The following is a 19002-nucleotide window of genomic DNA, read 5'->3' on the forward strand; positions in this document are numbered from 1 at the left end:
TCCCTATAACACCGGCACACGAGTGATCCGCCGGTCGCTCCGTCGAACGGCATGACCCTCATACGCCGTGTGTATATTCGTCTGTCTGTCTCGTCGGCTTCCGTTCCGGCTCGAACAATGCCCACTCACACTCTCGGTTCCGCGGAATATATATCGGTCCGGAACCCATCCCCGTTATGGACTTCCGACGGCTACTGCTCGTGACGACGGTCACGACGGCGATCACCGCGCTCATCGGGGTCATCACCGCGACGAGTGGCGCCGGGCTCACCTGCGAGGCCCGGTGGCCGCTGTGTGACGGCGCCGTCTTCGGACTCTTTCCGGCGAACTTCATGTCGTTCATCGAGTGGTTTCACCGGCTCGTAGCGATGGTCACTGGCTTTTTGATCGTCGGATCGACGATCACCGCCTGGCGCGGCGCTGGCAGCCGGCGCGTCCGGTTCGCGACGCTCGTGGCGCTGCTTTTGACGCCGCTGCAAGTCGTCTTCGGCGCGTTCACCGTCCTCGTTCACGAGTTCGTGTTCGGCTACTCCGTGCTCGTGTTGACGCTCCACTTCAGTCTCGCGTCGCTCATTCTCGGGGCGCTCGTGGCGGCGACGGTGTGGACGTACGCCGACGGGAAAGCGGTCTCGACGACCCGAATCCGGCAGGCCGGTGCCGTTGCGTTGTTGGTGTTTCCGATGATGGTCGCGCTCACCCCGCGGCTGTTTTTCAGCTTCGGAGAGGTCGTCCAGTTCAGCTACTACGGGCTGGGGTTCGGACTGTTTTCGGCGCTGGTGGCACTCGCGCTGTGGAGCCGCGAGATCGGCTTCCGCGGCGTGTCGGCCGCCGGCGGCATCGCGGCAGTACTCGTCGTCGCCCAGCTCGTCGTGACGCGACAGGCGTTCGGCGACGCCGGACAGCTCCTCGTCGTCGGGCTCTCCTTCGTGGCGTTCGCGCTGACGCTCGCCTCGGTGTACCGCGTCCGGACGGTCGCGACAGGGCCGAGCGCGTCGCCGCTGGCGAGCGATTGATCGGCGCGACACCCGCCCGACGCCCGCACCTCGCCGACCCACGTCGCCCCCGAGCGGTCAGTCGATACGTTCCGGCCGGTCGAGGCGACCAACGCTTATGCGGACGCAGGCCTATCGACTACGTATGAGTGACGTACTCGACGACGAGGCGATCGAGGCGGGACTTCCGGACGGATGGACACGCGACGGCGACGAGATCGCCCGGACCTTCGAGTTCGACTCCTATCTGGAGGGCGTCGGGTTCGCCTCCGGGGCGGCTGGCATCGCCGAGGAGGCGTTTCACCATCCCGAGATGACGATCGGCTGGCGCGAGGTCGAGGTCCGGTTGACGACCCACGACGCCGGCGGAATCACCGGGAAGGATCTCGACCTCGCGGCTCGGTTCGACGAGCTGGCCGGGTGAGGACCGACGACGGCCCGAACCGGATTTGATGTCCCACAGTTCGAAGGCTGTGGACGTATTCGGGGTTCGCGGCTACCACGGGTATGTCCGGCCACAACGCGACGGAGGCTGCGACCGAAACGGCGACCGACGACGGGACCCTCCCGGAACTCGAATCCGTTCGCCCGCGCGCGACGACCGCCGACGGCGATCCGACCGTCGAGATCCGGTTCGAAAACGGTGCGACGATCTGCTATCGGGCGGCCGACGACGGGATCGAGGAGGCGTGGATCGCTCCCGGCGAGACCGAGCCGACGCGGTCACACGCCGCCGACTTGCCGAGCGTGGGGGATGACACCCCGACGAGGAGCGCGCTCTCGGATCGCGCCCTGTGTACGGTCGCGTCGTATCTCTCCTTCGACGACCGTCGCCGCGCCGCGTTCTCGTGGGGGGACGCGAACGTCTCGGTGTTGCTGGGCGAGACCTCGAACGACGAAGCGGAGTGAGCGGGCACTCCCGCCACCGGGTGCAGACGGGACCGACGGCTATTTTACTGGCCGAACGGACGGATGGGTATGAGTCTCCGGACGGCTGTCGCCGCCCCGTTCCGTGAGGAAGGGGACACGCGGATGGGCGAGAGCGCGTTCGTCGTCGCGCTCTCGCTCGACCGCGATTGGTTCTCGCCGGATCAAGCAAAGCGGCTGATCGACGTCGCCGCCAGCGAGGGGCTGCTCCGGCGCGAGGACGGAACGCTCGAGGCTCGTTTCGATCCACAGGAGACGGCGGTCCCGGACGGGTTCGAGCCGGACGAGTCGATCCTACGGAAGCGTTCGACGTTCGAGCGTCTCCTCGGTACCCTCGTTGAGGCAGGCGAGGACAAACAAGAGGCGGTCGCGGCGATCAACGGCCTCCAGTCGGACCTCGCGGTCACCGTCGAAGCCGCCGCCGCCCTCTACGCCCACCGCCGGGGTATCGACGTCAGCGACCTCGCGGGCACCGCGCGGAGGGAACTGTAGTGGTTACCGACGAAATTCTCGACGGGACGCGCATCGGTCGGCTGTTTTCTTCGGAGGTTCACGGTCACGAACGCGGCGCGTTGGGGCGTCTCGGGGTCACCGAGGCGGACCCAGACGTCGAGGCGGCCGAAGGCGGCGCGTTCGCGTTCGCCGTCGCCCTCGACGATGGAGGGGACGGGGACGCGGGTGATTTAACTGGGGTCGAACGGCGGATCGCCGAGGCGTACGTTCACCCCGACCGGCTCCGGATCGAGTTTCTCGTCGAAGCGAAGACGGCCGCCGAAGCCGGGGCGACGGCGGGGCTCAGAGTCCGGCCGAAGGCCGTCGAGCCGCCGCGGACACTGGTTTTCGTCGAGCGCGCCGCGGACGCGAAGGCAGGACTACGCGTCGTCCGCGACGTCGCCAAAGCGGTCCTCGATGACGTCGGGTAGCGCGGCCAACGCCGAGCGCCGGAGGGTCGCGTCGGCGTCGGGATGTTGCTCCGGGCCGCCCGGGTACCGCAGCTGGACGGTCCTGAAGCCCGCGTCGACAGCTCCTGCGACATCGCGTTCGGGATCGTCGCCGACGTAGACGGCGTCGCCGGGGTCGACGCCGAGTTCGTCGGCGATCGCCTCGAAGCCCCGGCGATCCGGTTTCGGGGCCCCGATCGGCCCGGTGACGACGACGGCGTCGAAGGCGTCTGTCCAGCCCAACCGCCGGAGCTTGTCGCGTTGGGTGCGACCGGGGCCGTCGGTCAACAGCCCGAGGCGGTATCGCCTCCGGAGCGTCTCGAGAACCGTCGCCGCGCCCTCTGTCGGAGTGAGCGCCTCGCCGATCGTCTCGCGGTACGCCCGGGTCAGCGCCGGGGCATCCGAACCGACGAGCGCGCCGAAGACGGGGAGTCGACTCTCGGCCCCGCTGTGTTCGCGGTGGGCATCGAGATACGCCTCGCGGTCGAACGACAGCGACACGCCGGCCCGGTCGGCGGCGGCCGCCAACAGCGCGGACCGGTCGCCGTCGGTCACCGCGAGCGTGTCGTCGAGGTCGAAGACGACGGCCGTTAGCACGGGATCGGCTTCGACGGCCCGAAATATATATTATCCGGCGCGGGAGGCGGCGGTCGTCGGCCAGCGTCCGACTCGCGTCCGGGCGATGGGCGGTTCGCGACCGACCGAACAGGAGCACTTTTGATCGCACGCCGACAGCCGCACGTATGGTGTTCTTCGAGGCGCTCGATGCCCGGATCGAAGCGGCCGACAGCGTCGTCTCCGTCGGGCTCGACCCCGACCCGGCCCGTCTACCGTCGTTTCTCGACGCTGAGCTGCCGCGGTGGGCGTTCAATCGCCGGGTCATCGACGCGACGCACGAACACGCCGCCTGTTATAAACCGAACGCGGCGTTTTATGAGGACCCCGACGGCTGGCGCGCGCTGGCGGAGACGATCGCCTACGCCCACGGGAAGGACGTCCCCGTCCTGTTGGACGCAAAACGCGGCGACATCGGCAACACCGCCAGACAGTACGCGAGCGCGCTCAACCCCGACGGTCTCGACGCCGACGCGATCACCGTCAACCCGTATATGGGCCGGGACACGCTGGAGCCGTATCTGTCCCGCCCCGAGAAGGGCGTCTTCGTTCTCTGTCGGACCTCGAACAGCGGCGGAGCGGACTTCCAGAAGCTCGACGTCGGCAACGACAAGCCGCTGTATCAGTACGTCGCCGAACGGTGTGCGGCGTGGGACGAACACGACAACGTCGGGTTGGTCGTCGGCGCGACGGCACCGGAGGAGCTAGAGCGGCTACGCGATGCTGTCGACCGCCCGTTTCTCGTGCCCGGCGTCGGTGCCCAGGGCGGCGACGCCGAGGCGGCCGTCGAGTACGGCCTCGCCGGCGGCGTCGGGTTGGTGAACTCCTCGCGCGGGATCATTTTCGCCGGCGAGGGGGCCGACGACGAGAGCGCGTACTTCCGGGCCGTCGGAGACGCCGCAAGGAAACTCAAACGACGGCTCAACGAGTTCCGGTAGGCCGTCGGTGGTCAGGTGTGTCGGTGGTCTGAGAGACGTCCGAAAGCCGACGGACAAAGGCCGGGGCGGAAAAGAGAATCAAGGGACAATTAAACCGCGAGCGGGCCGGCCGAGGAGTCGTCGCCGTCAGCGAGGTGGTAGTTCGACTTCCGGGCGTCCATGAGGTAGACCGACTCCTCGACGACGTCCGCCGACTCGAGTTTTTTCAGCGCGTGTCGGACGGTTCGCTGTGGGAGCAACGACGCGTCGGCGAGTTGGGCCTGCGTCATCGCGCCCTCGTACTGGAGAGTCTTATATACGAGTTTGGCACTCGGTGGGAGCGACGCAACTGCTGATTCGATGTCTGCCATATGTTTCTGAACACGCCCCACTTCATTAATACTCGGTCGGTCGGACGAGCCGCACACACGAGGGGAACAGGTATATATACACACTTGTAATTGGCCGAAACACGGGCCAGAGGCGGGTGGGAGAGACTGTTCGACGAGCCGGATTCATACTGAGGGCTAAAAATTCATGTAACTCCAGCCACGAGAAACGGTATGGCGAGGCTGGAGAAGGTCTCTGTCGAAGACCTCCGCCAGATCCTGGCGGAGGTCGATGAAGCCGACGCAGCAAAGCGGATTATGGCTGCGATTACCTACAAGGAGATCGACGATCTGACGCAGACAGACGCTGCCGAACTCTACGGATTTTCCAGTAGTTGGGCCTCAAAGTGGTTCACCCGACTCGAACGGCTCGCCGACGAGCCGTTCGAGGAGGTTGTCTATGATAAACCACGAGAAGGCAGGCCGTCCGAGCTTTCTGACAAAGAACACGACCAGTTCGTCGAGGCTCTTCACGACTCACCCGGAGAAGTCAGATACGACGCACCCGCGTGGTCTGTTCCATTGGCGCGTCACTATCTCTCCGAGGAGTTCGGTGTTGAGTACTGCGAACGTCACGTCCGACGACTGATCTCCGAGGCCGGGCTGTCCTGGAAGACAGCCCGGCCGGAGTTCTACAAATCCGACGAGAGAGCCCAAGAAGCCTGGCAGGAAGGGTTCAAAAAAAGCGCGACAACTTGGACGATGAATACACGATCCTGACCATCGATCAGACGCGTCAGGTACTCTCGACGCTGATCTATGCGTGGTTTCCGGAAGGGGAGCGCCCGTCACTTCCGGTGACGGGCGCGTGGGATAGCATCAAGTTGCTCGGTGCAGTCAGCGATTCTAGGGAGACGTTCTTTCTGCCGTGTGCAGAGAACTTCAACAGCGACACGACGATTCGCTTGCTAGACGCACTCCAGACAGAGTTCGGCAAGAAAATCTGCGTCATCTTGGACAACGCGTCGTATTTCACGGCTAACGCAGTCCAGGAGTTCGTCGAAGACACGCCGATCGAACTATGCTACCTTCCGCGGGGTTCACCGGAGCTGAACCCCGCGGAAGAGTGCTGGCGACAACTCGATCAAGAACTTGGCAACCGTCTGTTCGACACACTCGACGAACTTCGTGATGCTGCGCTCTGTGCACTCAACCGGATTACCGTTCCAGATGTCTTTACGTACTTATGTCCGTGAGTATCAGTCGGCGGGGCGGTTCGGCGGGGGGTTCGACGAGTCGCGACTGGAGGTCGGCCCGCTACGTATCAGTCTTCCAACAGCCCCAGATCCGACGCGACGTGATCGGCGAGGTGATCGAAGACGTCGGGATCGACGGAGGCGATCGATTCGCCGTCGTGGAGCCGTTCGTTGTGCCCGGCGACCGCGTCCTCGACGTCCGAGAACGGGATCCGGGACTGGGTCTCACACTCCGGACAGACGATCGGGATCTCCGGGAGCTCTGAGTCGTCGCTCATACCACCGATATCGCACCCGAAAATAAAACCGCCCCGGTTCGATCGGAGCTACGCGCGCTGTGGAGGCAGGGCGGCGAGCGCCTCGGTGAGTTCGCGGGTGTTCGGGAGGACGTACAGCCGCACCTCGGCCTCGCGGTCGTCGACCTCGATGGCGGTGTCGATGGTGAAGGCGTACTCCTGGTTCCCGGAGAGGCGGCGCTGGACGCTCCGGACGACGTCCGCGCCCGAATCCCGGAGCAGTTCCGGGGGTGTGTGTTCGATGCTGCTTTCGAGGGTGTTCGCCCACCCGTCGATGAACCCGCTGGTGACGATGTTGCCGAGTTCCTTGATCGCCTCCTCGGTCATATCTCCGCCGGGATCGACGCCGTCGGGGAGCATCGCGTCGGCGACGCGGCGGGCCGACGCCTCGCTGAACATCGCAATAAAAAAGCCGCTGGGCAGCCCGGTCAACTCGAAGACGACGCTGATGTACCGGCCGGGACCGACTGCGGCCGACATATCGGAAAACGAGAGGAACCGAAGCTGGCTCACCGAGACGTCGGTGTCGAGCCCGGTCAGCTGTGCGATCTGTCCCGACGCCCGCTCGGCGCTCCGGTCGGCGAACCCGTTGAACACCGCGAGTTTCTGGGCCGGCACCGCCAGGTGGCTCGGCTGTGCCTCCAGCAAGCTGACGAACTCCTCGTACTCGGGGATCAGATAGATCGGTACCGAGAGGTCGTACTCGACCGCCTCGAGGCGGCTCTCGAAGAGGAAAACGCCGGTCTCGGAGGCCTCCCGGCGGGTCATCCGTGGGAGGATCCGGGTGCCGGTCGCCTCGATGTACGTCGGCGGCGTCATGTCAATTTGCGTGCCGACGTGGTTCGCCCAGCCGTCGACGAACCCGCCGATCATGATGTTGCCGAGTTCGGCGAACGCCCCGCCGGCGAGGGTCCCCGTCGATCCCCGCGATTCGAGCCGCTTGCGGAGCCGTCCGGCCGCGTCCGGGTCGAAAATCAACACGGTCTCCCCGGAGAGCCCACCGGCGAGGCCGACCTGCACGCCGACGTAGCGGCGTCCGGTGAAGACGTCCTCGAGTGCCCCGTCGGAGACGAGGCTGACGCCGGTCACGTCGTGTTGCATCCGAACGCCGATCATCTGTGAGAGCGCCCTAGCCGCCTGTCTGGCCCCGTCGGAGGCGAGGTGATTGTACTCTTCGAGTTGGTTGATGGCGATCTTCATGGGTCGTGCGTGTGGGTCGATCGGGCCGCGCCCGCCCGAGGCGGTCCAGTGACCTGGGCGGTCGAACGCGAACGGGACCGAGCACTCGGACGCGAACGAGACCGACCACCCGGGCGCGAGCGGGACCGAGCACTCGGACGCGGACAAAGCCGACCACCCGGGCGCGAACGGCGACGACAGTACCCCGGCGGCAGGGTTAGGCTCATGTGGTGGTCTTCATCCGTGCCTGTAGTAACTCTCCGGAACGACACAGCGCTCGAAACACGGGTGGTCGACCCCTCCCCGAAGCGGTCACTCGAACATTCCGGTCGACATGTAGCGTTCGCCGGAGTCCCAAAAGACGGTGACGACGAGGGGGCAGTCCCCGCCGATCGACGCGGGGTCCGCCGGGTCGTCCTCGAGGATGCCGATGTCGTTGTCGGGACCGGGACACTGCTCGGGGTCGACGTCGCGCGCTGCGGCCAGGCGACGGGCGACGCGCTTTGCGGCGACCAGCGATCCGCCGGAGGACTGCCCGGCGAGGATACCCTCCTCGCGGGCGAGGCGACGGCACTCGGCCTCGGCGGCCTCGACACCGACGGTCTCGACGTCGGTCAGGAGCTCCCGATCGAGGTTCGGCGAGACGAACCCGGGACCCATCCCCTGGAAGTCGTCGTCGCCGGGGGCGCCGCCCGAGAGGACGGCGTTCGTCTCGGGTTCGACGCCGACGACCGCCATGTCGGGATACGCTTCGAGGAGCCGTCTCGCGGTCCCGGTGATCGTCCCGCCGGTACCGATCCCGGCGACGAGGGCGTCGATCCGCCGCTCGCCGACCTGCTCGAGGATCTCGGCCCCGGTCGTTCGGTAGTGGGCCTCGGGGTTGGCGGGGTTCTCGAACTGGCCGAGTTGGACCATCCCGGCCTCGGCCTCGAGTTCGTCCGCGCGCACTTTCGCGTCCGAGATGGTCCCCTCGACGAGTTCCAGGTCGGCGCCGTAGGCGGCCATCAACTGCCGGCGCTCCGGCGACTTCGACGCCGGCATCACGACGGTGATGTCGTAGCCCTTCGCAGCGGCGACGACCGAGAGGCCGATGCCGGTGTTGCCGGAGGTCGGTTCGACGATCCGATCGCCGGGCTCGAGGTCGCCGGCCGCCTCGGCGGCTTCGACCATCGCCAACGCCGGGCGGTCCTTCGCCGACCCGCCGGGGTTCTTCGATTCGAGTTTGGCGACAACGACGGAGCCGGGCGGCGATTCGAGTTGTACCAGCGGTGACCCGATCGTATCGAGGATGCCCCGTTTCATTGTCCGGGGTTCGACGCGGGGCTACAAAACCCCGATGGACCGCCGCGCCGCGGCGGCCGGCTACTCAGGGCGGTCGGCACCGCCCCGTTCGGGCCGGTCGGAACGACTCGGCCGTTCGGCTCCCTCGATCCGCTCGGAGCCCTCGGCGTGCCGCCGCGACAGCTCGACGTAGCGGTCGCCGGCGCTAGCCCACGGCGAGTCCTCGACCTCTTTTATAAATTCGACCGGAACGCCGGCGTACAGCGTGTCGGCTTCGATTTCCGTGTCCTCGGTGACTACGCTGTTGGCTCCGACCATCGCCCGCTCGCCGAGGACCGACCGATCGAGGACGGTCGCGCCCATCCCGACGAGCGCCCGGGACCGCACCTCGGCGGCGTGGACGATCGCGGTGTGGCCGACGGTCGCGTAGGGGCCGATCTCGGCCCCCTCGTGGAGGACCGCGTTGTCCTGAACGTTCGCGCCTTCCGCGACCGTGATCGGCCCGTGGTCCCCGCGTAGCGTCACGTTGGGCCAGACGCTCGCGTCGGCCCCGATTGTCACGTCGCCGATAACGACCGAACTCGGGTCGACGTAGGCGTCCTCGTGAATATCCGGTTCGTGTCCCTCGAAGCTCCGTAGCATACGCCGTCGAGGCGGGCGCTCGTTTATAAACCCTGGCCCGACGGGATCGGCGATGTATAAATACCTCCTCGGATGGAGGCGGCTGAAAAAACCGATCGACTCAGACGAGTCTGGCGACGCAGTCGTTGAGGTCGCCGGGGCTGAACGGCTTGTGGACGTAGTCTTCGATCCGCCCCTCGATGTCGGAGACGATGTCGGAATCGCGGTCGTGGCCGCTGAGGAAGACGACCGGGAGCGAACACAGCCGCGTGTCGCTTCGGATGCGGTCGAGGACGCCCGCGCCGTCGAGTCCCGGCATGGAGACGTCGAGGATAACGAGGTCCGGCGGGTCGCCGGTTTCGAGTCGCTCCCAGCAGTCGTCGCCGGCTCCGAAGCTCTCGACTGTGTGCCCTGCGGACTCCAGTGTCACTCCGACGAGGTCCCGGATGCCGGCGTCGTCCTCGGCGACCACGACGTTCGCTGCCGCCATACCGATCCGGTAACGTACCCCGGTATCTATAGCTTTCGTTCCGAAACGGAGCGTTCGGCTCGGAATGGCGGGGGCGTCCGGCGGTCCGAGTGACCGGGGGCACTCGAGCCGCCGGGGAGTCGTACAGGCAACTTTAAATAGAACGAAGACGCTCTATCGAACTGCAATGACACAGCACGAGGATACGTCGGCTTCGCCGGCGGATCGAGTTCTTCCAGGGCACACTAGATAGTACCTCAGAGATAAGTGAGGCCCGGATTTTCGACACGACGCTGCGCGACGGTGAGCAATCCCCGCGGACCTCGTTCTCCTACGAGGACAAACGGGAGCTCGCCTCGATCCTCGACGACATGGGGACCCACGTCATCGAGGCCGGCTTCCCGGTGAACTCCGACGCGGAGTTCGAGGCCGTACGCGATATCGCCGACGCGACGTCGACCACGGTGTGTGGGCTCGCCCGCGTCGTGGACAAGGACATCGACGCCGCCCTCGATTCGGGCGTCGAGATGGTGCACGTGTTCGCATCGACGAGCGACGTACAGCTACAGGATTCGATGCACGCCACGCGTCAGGAGGCCCTCGAGCGGTCTGTCGCGGCCGTCGAGCGCGTCACGGACGCCGGTGCGACCTGTATGTTCTCGCCGATGGACGTCACGCGCACCGAGGAATCGTTCATGATCGACGTCGTGGAGGCCGTCTCCGAGGCGGGGACCGACTGGATCAACCTCCCCGACACCTGCGGGGTCGCGACGCCGCGGCGGTTCTACGGGATGGTCGAAACCGTCTGTGCGCACACGGACGCCCGCGTCGACGTCCACACCCACGACGACTTCGGGTTGGCCTCGGCCAACGCGCTCTCGGGGTACGAGGCCGGCGCATCGCAGGCGCAGGTCTCGGTCAACGGCATCGGCGAGCGCGCCGGCAACGCGGCCTACGAGGAGGTCGTCATGGCGCTGGAGTCGCTATACGACGTCGACACCGGCATCGACACCCGTCGGATCACCGAACTGGCGCAGGTCGTCGAGGCGAAAAGCGACATGCCGATCCCGGCGAACAAGCCGGTCGTGGGGAGCAACGCCTTCTCCCACGAGTCCGGCATCCACGCCGCCGGGGTCATCGAGAACTCCGATACCTTCGAGCCGGGTGTGATGACGCCGGAGATGGTCGGGGCGACCCGACAGTTGGTGCTCGGCAAACACACCGGCACCCACTCCGTCCGCGAGCGGCTCGAGGACGCCGGGTTCGAACCCACCGAGACCGAGGTCCGCGAGGTGACCCGGATGGTCAAAGACCGCGGCGCAGAGCAGGAGGAGATCACCTTCGAGCGGCTCAAGGAGTTCGCCAAGGAGATCGACGTCCGGCGCGAGGAGGTCCGGATCTGACGATGATCCCGCCGGCCGTTCGCGCCCACCCCGAGCGGTCGGTACGCGCCAGTGGCGCGGCGATCGGCGACACCGCGACGCGGAACGTTTATAAACGTCCGCGATACAACACACGCTGTGATGACGGGCACGACGGCCGGAACGGCAGCCCGCGCGGTCGCCGTCAGCTTCGTGTCCGGTATTGTAGGGGCTCGATAGCCCCTACACCACACTTCTCACGACCGCGGTTCGTATCGGATCCAGACCACCCCACAGCCGGAACAATGCACACACGAGACACCAACCGACGGTATCGAGCAACGAACGACGACGCGGAACGAACGGAGGGGCGACGATGAGCAAAGAGCAGGCACGAACGACGCCCGAGGCGGACGAAGAGTCGAAGGCGGGCGATATCGAGACGGGGGCGGACGCGGTCGTTCGCGCCCTCGAGAACGCGGGGGTCGAACACCTCTTCGGCGTGCAGGGCGGCGCGATCATGCCCGTGTACGACGCGCTGTACTACTCGGAGATGACGCACGTCACGATGGCCCACGAGCAGGGCGCCGCCCACGCCGCCGACGCCTACGGGATCGTCACCGGCGACCCGGGCGTCTGCATGGCGACCTCGGGACCGGGGGCGACGAACCTGGTGACCGGGATCGCCGACGCCAGTATGGACTCGGACCCGCTCGTCGCGCTGACCGGACAGGTGCCGACGGAGTTCGTCGGCAACGACGCCTTCCAAGAGACGGACACGATCGGCGTCACCGCCCCGGTCACCAAGGCGAACACCTTCGCAGACGACGCCGGGACAGTCGGCACCGACGTCGGGACGGCGTTCGCCCTCGCCGAGAGCGGTCGTCAGGGTCCCACCCTCGTCGACCTTCCGAAGGACGTGACCAACGACCCGACGACGGAAGATCCCGGCGCGCCGACGCTCCCGGACACGTACAACCCGCCGGAGACGGCCGACCCGGACGCCGTCTCAGACGCGGCCGGCGTGCTGTCGGCGGCCGAGAAGCCGGTCATCCTGGCCGGCGGCGGCGTGATCAAAGCCGAGGCGAGCGACGAACTCCGCCGGTTCGCGAAAGCACACGACATTCCGGTGATCACGACGATGCCCGGCACCGGGTCGTTCCCCGAGGACCACGAACTCTCCCTCGAGATCGCGGGTATGCACGGCACCGGTTACGCCAACATGGCGATCACGGTGACCGACTGTATGCTGGCGATCGGGACCCGGTTCGACGACCGGCTCACGGGCGGCGTCGAGACGTTCGCTCCCGACGCCGAGATCATCCACGTCGACATCGATCCCGCAGAGATCTCGAAGAACATCGAGGCGGATCACCCACTCATCGGCGATGCGAAGGCCGTGCTGGACCAGCTCGCGGACGCGATGATCCACTCGCCGTCGACCGACGCGTGGCTCGAACAGTGCGAGGCGTGGAAGGACGAGTACCCGATGGACTACGCGGCCCCCGAAGACGAGCCGGTCAAACCGCAGTACGTCGTCGAGGTCTTCGACGAGAAGACCGACGACGACACAGTCGTCACCACGGGCGTCGGCCAACACCAGATGTGGGCCTGGCAGTACTGGACGTGGACGGAGCCCCGGACGTGGGTCACCTCTCACGGCCTCGGGACGATGGGTTATGGGTTGCCATCGGCGATCGGCGCGAAGTTCGCCGCGCCCGATCGGGACGTCGTCTGCTTCGACGGCGACGGCTCGTTCCTCATGACGTGTCAGGAGCTTTCGGTCGCCGTTCGGGAGGACCTCGACATCGTGATTGTCGTCCTCAACAACGACGCGATCGGGATGGTCAGACAGTGGCAAGACGCCTTTTTCGGCGAGCGCCACATGGCCTCGGAGTACCCGTGGATCCCCGAATTCGACACGCTCGCGGAGGCCTTCGGAGCCCGCGGCTTCCGGATCGACACCTACGACGAGGTCGAGGCGGTCGTCGAGGACGCCTTAGCGTACGACGGCCCGAGCGTCGTCGACGTCCACATCGACCCCGACGAGAACGTCTACCCGATGGTGCCGAGCGGCGGGGACAACGGGCTCTTCGCGCTGACGGAGGGGCAGCTATGAGCCGCCGCCAGGACGACGTCCGTCGGACTGGTCTCGAGGGACCGCCGCCGGAGGAACGGACGCGACCCGTCGGCCGCCGAAACTCCCAGGGGATCCGGATCGATCCCGAGATCGAGGCCGAACACGAGCCGCGTCGGACGACGATCTCGGCGTACGTCAGGGACGAACCCGGCGTGTTGGCCCGCGTCTCGGGGCTGTTCCACAGGCGGCAGTTCAACATCGAATCGCTCACGGTCGGCCCGACGCAGAACGAGGGGTACTCCCGGATCACACTCGTCGTCGAGGAGCCCGATCCCGGGATCGACCAGATCAAAAAACAGTTGAACAAACTGGTCCCGGTCATCCACGTTCGGGAGCTCGACGGCAACCCCGTCGCGGTCGAACTCGTCATCCTGAAAGTCGACGGCGACGACCCGGACAAGGTGCAGGCGATCACGGAAATGTACGACGGCCAGACGCTCGACGCCGGTCCCCGAAGCATAACGGTTCAGATCACCGGCTCGGAGAGCGAGATCGACGACGCGATCGACGCCTACGAGCAGTTCGGCATCCGCGAGATCGCACGGACCGGCCAGGCCGCCCTAGCCCGCGGCGAGACGGAGACGGCGAGAGTCGAGGAGAAACACACCTGACATGACAGACGACACAGAAATCTACTACGACGACGACGCGGACAGCACCGTACTCGACGACAAGACCGTAGCCGTCCTCGGCTACGGGAGCCAGGGCCACGCCCACGCCCAGAACCTCGACGACTCCGGTGTCGACGTGGTCGTCGGGCTCCGCGAGGGATCGTCCTCGCGGGAGGCGGCTCGCTCGGACGGTCTCGACGTGGCGACCCCGCGGAACGCGGCCGAGCAGGCGGACGTCGTGAGCGTGCTCGTCCCCGACACCGTCCAGCCGGACATCTACGAGGAGATCCGCGACGTCGTCACCGAGGGCGACACGCTGCAGTTCGCCCACGGGTTCAACATCCACTACGGGCAGATCGAACCGGACGACGGCGTCGACGTCACGATGGTCGCGCCGAAGTCGCCCGGCCACCTCGTCCGCCGCAACTACGAGAACAACGAGGGGACGCCGGGGCTGCTCGCCGTCTACCGGGACGCGACCGGCGACGCCCACGACGTCGGGCTGGCGTACGCGAAGGCGATCGGCTGCACGCGGGCCGGCGTCATCGAGACCACCTTCCGCGAGGAGACCGAGTCCGACCTCTTCGGCGAGCAGGCGGTGCTCTGTGGCGGCGTCACCTCGCTCGTCAAGACCGGCTACGAGACGCTCGTCGACAACGGGTACAGCCGCGAGATGGCGTACTTCGAGTGTCTGAACGAGCTGAAGTTGATCGTCGACCTGATGTACGAGGGCGGCAACAGCGAGATGTGGGATTCGGTCTCGGACACGGCCGAGTACGGCGGGCTGACCCGCGGCGACCGGGTCGTCGACGACCACGCCCGCGAGCGGATGGAGGAGGTCCTCGAGGAGGTCCAAGACGGGACCTTCGCCCGCGAGTGGATCACGGAGAATCAGGCCGGCCGGCCGAGCTACAAACAGCTCCGTGCGGCCGAGAAGGACCACGACATCGAAGCCGTCGGCGAGGACCTGCGCGCGCTGTTCGCGTGGGGGGAGGAGTGAACACACGATGACGAACGAACCGAAGACACTGGGCGAGATGGATCACACGAACCCGTACACGGGACGCGTGTTCGGCGAGACACGGACGTATAGCCGGGGAGAACGCGTCGCCGCGGACGGCGGCGAGTCCGGGTTCGGGACCGACGCGGACGACGCCGGGACGCTCTCGAATATCTCACACGCCCCCGAGGACGACGCCGACGGCGTACAACGGAGCTTCGATCGCGGTGAGAGCCGATGAGCGAGGGCACGCTGTACGACAAGGTCTGGGAGAAACACAAGGTGACGGAGCTACCGAACGGGCAAGATCAGCTGTTCGTCGGGCTCCATCTCGTTCACGAAGTGACGAGCCCGCAAGCCTTTGGGATGCTCGAGGAACGCGAGCTCGACGTCGCGTTCCCCGGCCGGACCTACGCCACGACGGACCACATCGCGCCGACCGAGGCCGAAAAGCGCGAGCGACCGCTGGCCGACGGCGAGGCCGAGGAGATGCTCTCGGCGCTCGAGCGCAACACCGCCGACAACGGGATCACCTTCTTCGGCTTCGAGTCCGGCAAGCAGGGGATCACCCACGTCGTCGCGCCGGAGTTGGGGCTGTCCCAGCCCGGCATGACCGTCGCCTGCGGCGATAGCCACACCGCCACCCACGGCGCGTTCGGCTCGATCGGCGTCGGCATCGGCACATCCCAGATCCGCGACGTGTTGGCGACCGGCTGCATCGCCGCCGACAAGCAGCACGTGCGGCGGATCGACGTCGAGGGGAGCCTCGGCGAAGGCGTCTACGCCAAGGACATCATCCTGAAGATCATCCAGGAACTCGGCGTCGACGGCGGCGTCGGCCATGTCTACGAGTACGGCGGCTCGGCGATCGAGTCACTCGACATGGAGGGCCGGCTCGCCGTCTGCAACATGTCGATCGAGGGCGGTGCCCGTGCCGGCTACATCAATCCGGACGAGACGACCTACGAGTACCTCCGCGGCCGCGAGTACGTCCCCGAGGGCGACGCCTTCGAGGAGCGGAAGGCCTACTGGGAGTCGATCGCCTCGGACGAGGACGCCGAGTACGACGACGTCGTCACGGTCGACGCCGACGGGATCGATCCCCTCGTCACGTGGGGTATCAACCCCGGGCAGGTGATCGAGATCGGGGAGTCGATCCCCGCCCCCGAGAGCTTCGACTCCAGGACCGACCGCGAGGCCGCCGAGAAGGCGCTCGAACACATGGAACTAGAGCCCGGGCAGTCGATGCTCGGCTACGACGTCGACGTCGCGTTCCTCGGGACCTGCACGAACGGCCGCGTCTCGGACTTCGAGGAGGCCGCGCGGGTCCTCGAGGGCAACACGGTCGCGGAGGACGTGCGCGCCCTCGCCGTTCCCGGATCCGAGACCGTCCGCGAAGAGTGCGAACGCCGCGGGATCGATCAGACGTTCATCGAGGCTGGATTCCAGTGGCGGCGCGCAGGCTGTTCGATGTGCCTGGCGATGAACGACGACGCACTCGAGGGCGACGAGGTCTGTGCGTCCTCCTCGAACCGGAACTTCGTCGGGCGACAGGGATCGAAAGACGGCCGGACCGTGCTCATGAGTCCGGCGATGGTCGCCGCCGCCGCGGTCGAGGGCGCGGTCGCCGACGCGCGCGAGCATCTCGACGACGACCGCTCCGGAACCGCGGGTGGCGTCGAGGAGGTGGCCGACTGATGAGCGACGACTCCCCTCACGCGTCTCCGACGCGTGACGTAGCCGTCGCTATCGGTCCCACCGGAGGCGAGACGCGATGAGCGACGACCAACACATCACCGACGTCTCGGGGACCGGCGTTCCGATCCCCGGCGACGACGTCGACACCGACCAGATCCTTCCGGCGCGGTTCATGAAGGAGGTCACGTTCGACAACATGGCGGACTACCTGTTCTACGACGTCCGCCGCGACGGGGACGGCGAGTTCAACGATCACCCGCTGAACCGCTTCGACGGGGCGTCGATCGCAGTCGTCAACTCCAACTTCGGCTGTGGCTCCTCGCGGGAGCACGCCCCGCAGGCGATGATGCGATGGGGCGTCGACGGCGTCGTCGGCGAATCCTACGCCGAGATCTTCCGCGACAACTGCAAGTCGCTCGGAATCCCGGCCGCGACGGCCGACCACGAGACGGTCACCGAACTGCAGTCGTGGATCGAGGACAACCCCGACGGCGATATCCACATCGACGTCGAGTCCGAGACCGTCACCTACGGCGGTCGGACGATCGATGTCGAGATCGACGGGGCGATGCAGGAGGCGCTCACCGAGGGGATCTGGGATACGACGGCGCTCATGTACTCGAACATGAGCAAGGTCGAGACGACCGTCGACGGCCTTCCGTACGTCGAAAGCGACGACTGACCGCGGGCTCGGCCCGTGGGGGAGACGACCCGCCCGCGAACATCGGTATCCTCTTTTCGGCCGCTCGTGCAGGTACTGACATGGCTGAAACCATCGCGGTCATCCCCGGCGACGGGATCGGACAGGAGGTCATACCGGCTGCCATCGACGTTCTCGAGACGCTCGACGTCGACTTCGAGTTCGTCGAGGGCGAGGCGGGCGACGACGTACTCGACTCGCGCGGCGAGGCGCTCCCCGAGGCGACCTACGAGTTGGCGGCCGGCGCCGACGCGACGCTCTTCGGTGCGGCGGGCGAGACGGCCGCGGACGTCATCCTCCCGCTTCGTGAGGCCGTCGGCTCCTTTGCGAACATCCGGCCCGCGCGGGCGTATCCGGGTGTCGACTCGCTGCAGCCGGAGACGGATCTCGTCTTCGTCCGCGAGAACACCGAAGGCGTCTACAGCGGTATCGAACACGAGATCGCCGACGGCGTGACGACGCTGACCCGCGTGATCACCGACGAGGCGTCCCGGAAGATCGCCGAGTACGGCTTCGAGTACGCCGAGGCGAACGGCTACGACGACGTGACCGTCGCCCACAAGGCCAACGTGATGCGGACGACCGACGGGCAGTTCCTCGAAAGCGTCGAGAGCGTCGCCGAGGCGGGCGGCCACGGATATGACGAGGCGCTCATGGACGCGTTGGCGATGCATTTGCTCCTCCGGCCCGAGGAGTACGGCGTCGTGATCTGTCCGAACCTCGCCGGCGACGTGCTCTCGGATCTCGCCGCGGGGCTCGTCGGCGGGCTCGGGCTGTTGCCGAGCGCCAACGTCGGCGAGGACAACGCCCTCTTCGAACCGGTTCACGGGTCGGCGCCCGACATCGCCGGCGAGGGGATCGCGAACCCGGCCGCAACAGTGTTCTCGGCGGCGATGCTGCTCGAACATCTCGGCTACGGCGGAGCGGCCGATCGAGTCAGAGGCGCCGTCGAAGCGGTTCTCGAGGGCGGTCCCCGGACGCCGGACCTCGGGGGCGAGGCTTCGACGGACGAGGTGACCGCGGCGATCGTCGACCGGCTGTAGCTACTCGCTGGCCGCCTCGGCCCTAATTTCGTCCCACCGATCGTCCGATTCGAGGTGGGCTTGTAGCTCTGTGGCGTAGTCGGCGACGAGCGCCTCGGCGGCCTCGAGTTTCTCCTCGTCGACACCGCCGTGACCGCCGCCGCCCCCGCCCAGTCCGAGCGCGCTAAAGACGGATCCGAGGAACCCGCCGCCCGAGTCGGTGTCGTCGGTCGGATTCCCCCCCATCGGGTCCATTTCCGCGACCTTCTCGATCTCGGGCATCATCCCCCGTAGCTCCTCGGTGTTCGCGACGAGTTCGGCCGCCTCATCGTCTTCGGGGCTCTCGATCTCGAACGTCGTCGCCGTCATGATGAGCCCCCACTCCTGTCGAGTGAAGCGGGAGTCGTCGACGCGCGGGTCGAACTCGCCGTCGACGGCCATCCGGTCGCCGACGATCATGTCCTGCCAGTCGGTCATACGCCCACATAGGTCCCCCGCCGACTTATATACGGGGCGTGGCTGCCCGGACGGTCGGGCCCCGCGTCAGTGTGGCGAACAGGCGGCGCGATACTGCCCGGCGGCCGCGCTCTCTCCGAGGCCGGACAGCGATCGAGTCGGGCATACGCCGTCTGGCCGCGTCTCGGTAT

Annotated in this window: 23 protein-coding genes; 15 read left to right on the forward strand and 8 right to left on the reverse strand. The window is 66.8% G+C overall.

The window, feature by feature from the left end; translation table 11 throughout:
- The first annotated feature begins 176 nt into the window (after positions 1–176).
- The 5 genes from NMLP_RS10205 (at position 177) to NMLP_RS10225 (ending at position 2842) form a co-directional block, all read left to right on the forward strand.
- A complete protein-coding gene (locus NMLP_RS10205) occupies positions 177–1013 on the forward strand; it encodes a COX15/CtaA family protein (protein WP_015410033.1) in 837 nt (278 codons plus the stop codon).
- A gap of 124 nt (positions 1014–1137) precedes the next feature.
- Positions 1138–1416, forward strand: coding sequence for a 4a-hydroxytetrahydrobiopterin dehydratase (locus NMLP_RS10210; protein ID WP_015410034.1), 279 nt, complete (start codon positions 1138–1140; stop codon positions 1414–1416).
- Positions 1417–1499: 83 nt separating this feature from the next.
- Positions 1500–1901, forward strand: coding sequence for a hypothetical protein (locus tag NMLP_RS10215; protein ID WP_015410035.1), 402 nt, complete (start codon positions 1500–1502; stop codon positions 1899–1901).
- A gap of 69 nt (positions 1902–1970) precedes the next feature.
- Positions 1971–2411 (forward strand): DUF2240 family protein, encoded by a 441-nt coding sequence (locus tag NMLP_RS10220; RefSeq protein ID WP_015410036.1) that lies wholly within the window; start codon positions 1971–1973, stop codon positions 2409–2411.
- Positions 2411–2842, forward strand: a complete 432-nt coding sequence (locus NMLP_RS10225; RefSeq protein WP_015410037.1) for a hypothetical protein — start codon at positions 2411–2413, stop codon at positions 2840–2842. Before NMLP_RS10220 ends, NMLP_RS10225 begins: the two co-directional genes overlap by 1 nt.
- Here NMLP_RS10225 and NMLP_RS10230 read toward each other — a convergent pair.
- Positions 2792–3457, reverse strand: a complete 666-nt coding sequence (locus NMLP_RS10230; RefSeq protein ID WP_015410038.1) for an HAD family hydrolase — start codon at positions 3455–3457, stop codon at positions 2792–2794. The two genes, NMLP_RS10225 and NMLP_RS10230, sit on opposite strands and share 51 nt — an antisense overlap.
- 146 nt (positions 3458–3603) lie before the next feature.
- Between NMLP_RS10230 and pyrF the strand changes: the two genes are divergently transcribed.
- Complete coding sequence (gene pyrF, locus NMLP_RS10235) at positions 3604–4413, forward strand: orotidine-5'-phosphate decarboxylase (protein ID WP_015410039.1); 810 nt, start codon at positions 3604–3606, stop codon at positions 4411–4413.
- A gap of 89 nt (positions 4414–4502) precedes the next feature.
- On the opposite strand, the gene NMLP_RS10240 is transcribed toward pyrF, so the two are convergent.
- The gene (locus NMLP_RS10240; RefSeq protein ID WP_015410040.1) at positions 4503–4763 is read right to left on the reverse strand and encodes a winged helix-turn-helix domain-containing protein; all 261 of its coding nucleotides are present in this window, start codon (positions 4761–4763) and stop codon (positions 4503–4505) included.
- Positions 4764–4955: 192 nt separating this feature from the next.
- On the opposite strand from NMLP_RS10240, the gene NMLP_RS14850 reads away from it, so the two are divergent.
- Positions 4956–5977, forward strand: a protein-coding gene (locus NMLP_RS14850) for an IS630-like element ISNamo15 family transposase (protein ID WP_015408666.1) whose coding sequence is annotated in 2 segments (ribosomal slippage) — positions 4956–5460 and positions 5460–5977 — 1023 coding nt in all. Because the reading frame shifts where the segments join, the coding sequence is not laid out codon by codon here.
- A gap of 68 nt (positions 5978–6045) precedes the next feature.
- Here the strand turns inward: NMLP_RS14850 and NMLP_RS10255 are convergent.
- The 5 genes from NMLP_RS10255 to NMLP_RS10275 all read right to left on the reverse strand — a co-directional run bounded on the left by NMLP_RS10255 (position 6046) and on the right by NMLP_RS10275 (position 9844).
- Positions 6046–6255 (reverse strand): hypothetical protein, encoded by a 210-nt coding sequence (locus NMLP_RS10255; RefSeq protein WP_015410042.1) that lies wholly within the window; start codon positions 6253–6255, stop codon positions 6046–6048.
- Positions 6256–6303: 48 nt separating this feature from the next.
- Positions 6304–7620, reverse strand: coding sequence for a chemotaxis protein CheC (locus NMLP_RS10260; protein WP_231857233.1), 1317 nt, complete (start codon positions 7618–7620; stop codon positions 6304–6306).
- A 144-nt stretch (positions 7621–7764) separates the two neighbouring features.
- Positions 7765–8754: a PLP-dependent cysteine synthase family protein gene (locus tag NMLP_RS10265; protein ID WP_015410044.1), complete on the reverse strand. Its 990-nt coding sequence runs from the start codon at positions 8752–8754 to the stop codon at positions 7765–7767.
- Between the two features lie 60 nt (positions 8755–8814).
- Positions 8815–9375 carry a gamma carbonic anhydrase family protein gene (locus tag NMLP_RS10270; protein WP_015410045.1) on the reverse strand — a complete coding sequence of 187 codons (561 nt, stop codon included), beginning with the start codon at positions 9373–9375 and terminating at the stop codon, positions 8815–8817.
- A 100-nt stretch (positions 9376–9475) separates the two neighbouring features.
- Positions 9476–9844 carry a response regulator gene (locus tag NMLP_RS10275; RefSeq protein WP_015410046.1) on the reverse strand — a complete coding sequence of 123 codons (369 nt, stop codon included), beginning with the start codon at positions 9842–9844 and terminating at the stop codon, positions 9476–9478.
- Positions 9845–10026: 182 nt separating this feature from the next.
- Here NMLP_RS10275 and NMLP_RS10280 point away from each other — a divergent pair, with 182 nt between their 5' ends.
- The 8 genes from NMLP_RS10280 to NMLP_RS10315 all read left to right on the forward strand — a co-directional run bounded on the left by NMLP_RS10280 (position 10027) and on the right by NMLP_RS10315 (position 18376).
- Positions 10027–11226, forward strand: a complete 1200-nt coding sequence (locus NMLP_RS10280; RefSeq protein WP_076982716.1) for a LeuA family protein — start codon at positions 10027–10029, stop codon at positions 11224–11226.
- 334 nt (positions 11227–11560) lie between these two features.
- Positions 11561–13303 carry a biosynthetic-type acetolactate synthase large subunit gene (ilvB, locus tag NMLP_RS10285; RefSeq protein ID WP_015410048.1) on the forward strand — a complete coding sequence of 581 codons (1743 nt, stop codon included), beginning with the start codon at positions 11561–11563 and terminating at the stop codon, positions 13301–13303.
- On the forward strand, positions 13300–13935 hold the full coding sequence (gene ilvN / locus NMLP_RS10290; protein ID WP_015410049.1) for an acetolactate synthase small subunit: 636 nt from the start codon (positions 13300–13302) through the stop codon (positions 13933–13935). The genes ilvB and ilvN overlap by 4 nt, the downstream gene beginning before the upstream one ends.
- A gap of 1 nt (position 13936) precedes the next feature.
- Positions 13937–14935: a ketol-acid reductoisomerase gene (ilvC, locus tag NMLP_RS10295; RefSeq protein WP_015410050.1), complete on the forward strand. Its 999-nt coding sequence runs from the start codon at positions 13937–13939 to the stop codon at positions 14933–14935.
- A gap of 7 nt (positions 14936–14942) precedes the next feature.
- On the forward strand, positions 14943–15176 hold the full coding sequence (locus NMLP_RS10300; RefSeq protein WP_015410051.1) for a hypothetical protein: 234 nt from the start codon (positions 14943–14945) through the stop codon (positions 15174–15176).
- Entirely contained in the window at positions 15173–16633 is a 1461-nt protein-coding gene (gene leuC, locus NMLP_RS10305) for a 3-isopropylmalate dehydratase large subunit (RefSeq protein ID WP_015410052.1), read from the forward strand. Before NMLP_RS10300 ends, leuC begins: the two co-directional genes overlap by 4 nt.
- A gap of 76 nt (positions 16634–16709) precedes the next feature.
- Positions 16710–17315: a 3-isopropylmalate dehydratase small subunit gene (locus NMLP_RS10310; RefSeq protein WP_015410053.1), complete on the forward strand. Its 606-nt coding sequence runs from the start codon at positions 16710–16712 to the stop codon at positions 17313–17315.
- Positions 17316–17395: 80 nt separating this feature from the next.
- Positions 17396–18376, forward strand: a complete 981-nt coding sequence (locus tag NMLP_RS10315) for an isocitrate/isopropylmalate family dehydrogenase (RefSeq protein ID WP_015410054.1) — start codon at positions 17396–17398, stop codon at positions 18374–18376.
- Here the strand turns inward: NMLP_RS10315 and NMLP_RS10320 are convergent, their stop codons facing one another.
- Positions 18377–18832 carry a DUF5799 family protein gene (locus tag NMLP_RS10320; RefSeq protein ID WP_015410055.1) on the reverse strand — a complete coding sequence of 152 codons (456 nt, stop codon included), beginning with the start codon at positions 18830–18832 and terminating at the stop codon, positions 18377–18379.
- Positions 18833–19002: the final 170 nt, after the last annotated feature.

The organism is Natronomonas moolapensis 8.8.11, assembly GCF_000591055.1.
In the GTDB taxonomy this organism is placed as follows: domain Archaea; phylum Halobacteriota; class Halobacteria; order Halobacteriales; family Haloarculaceae; genus Natronomonas; species Natronomonas moolapensis.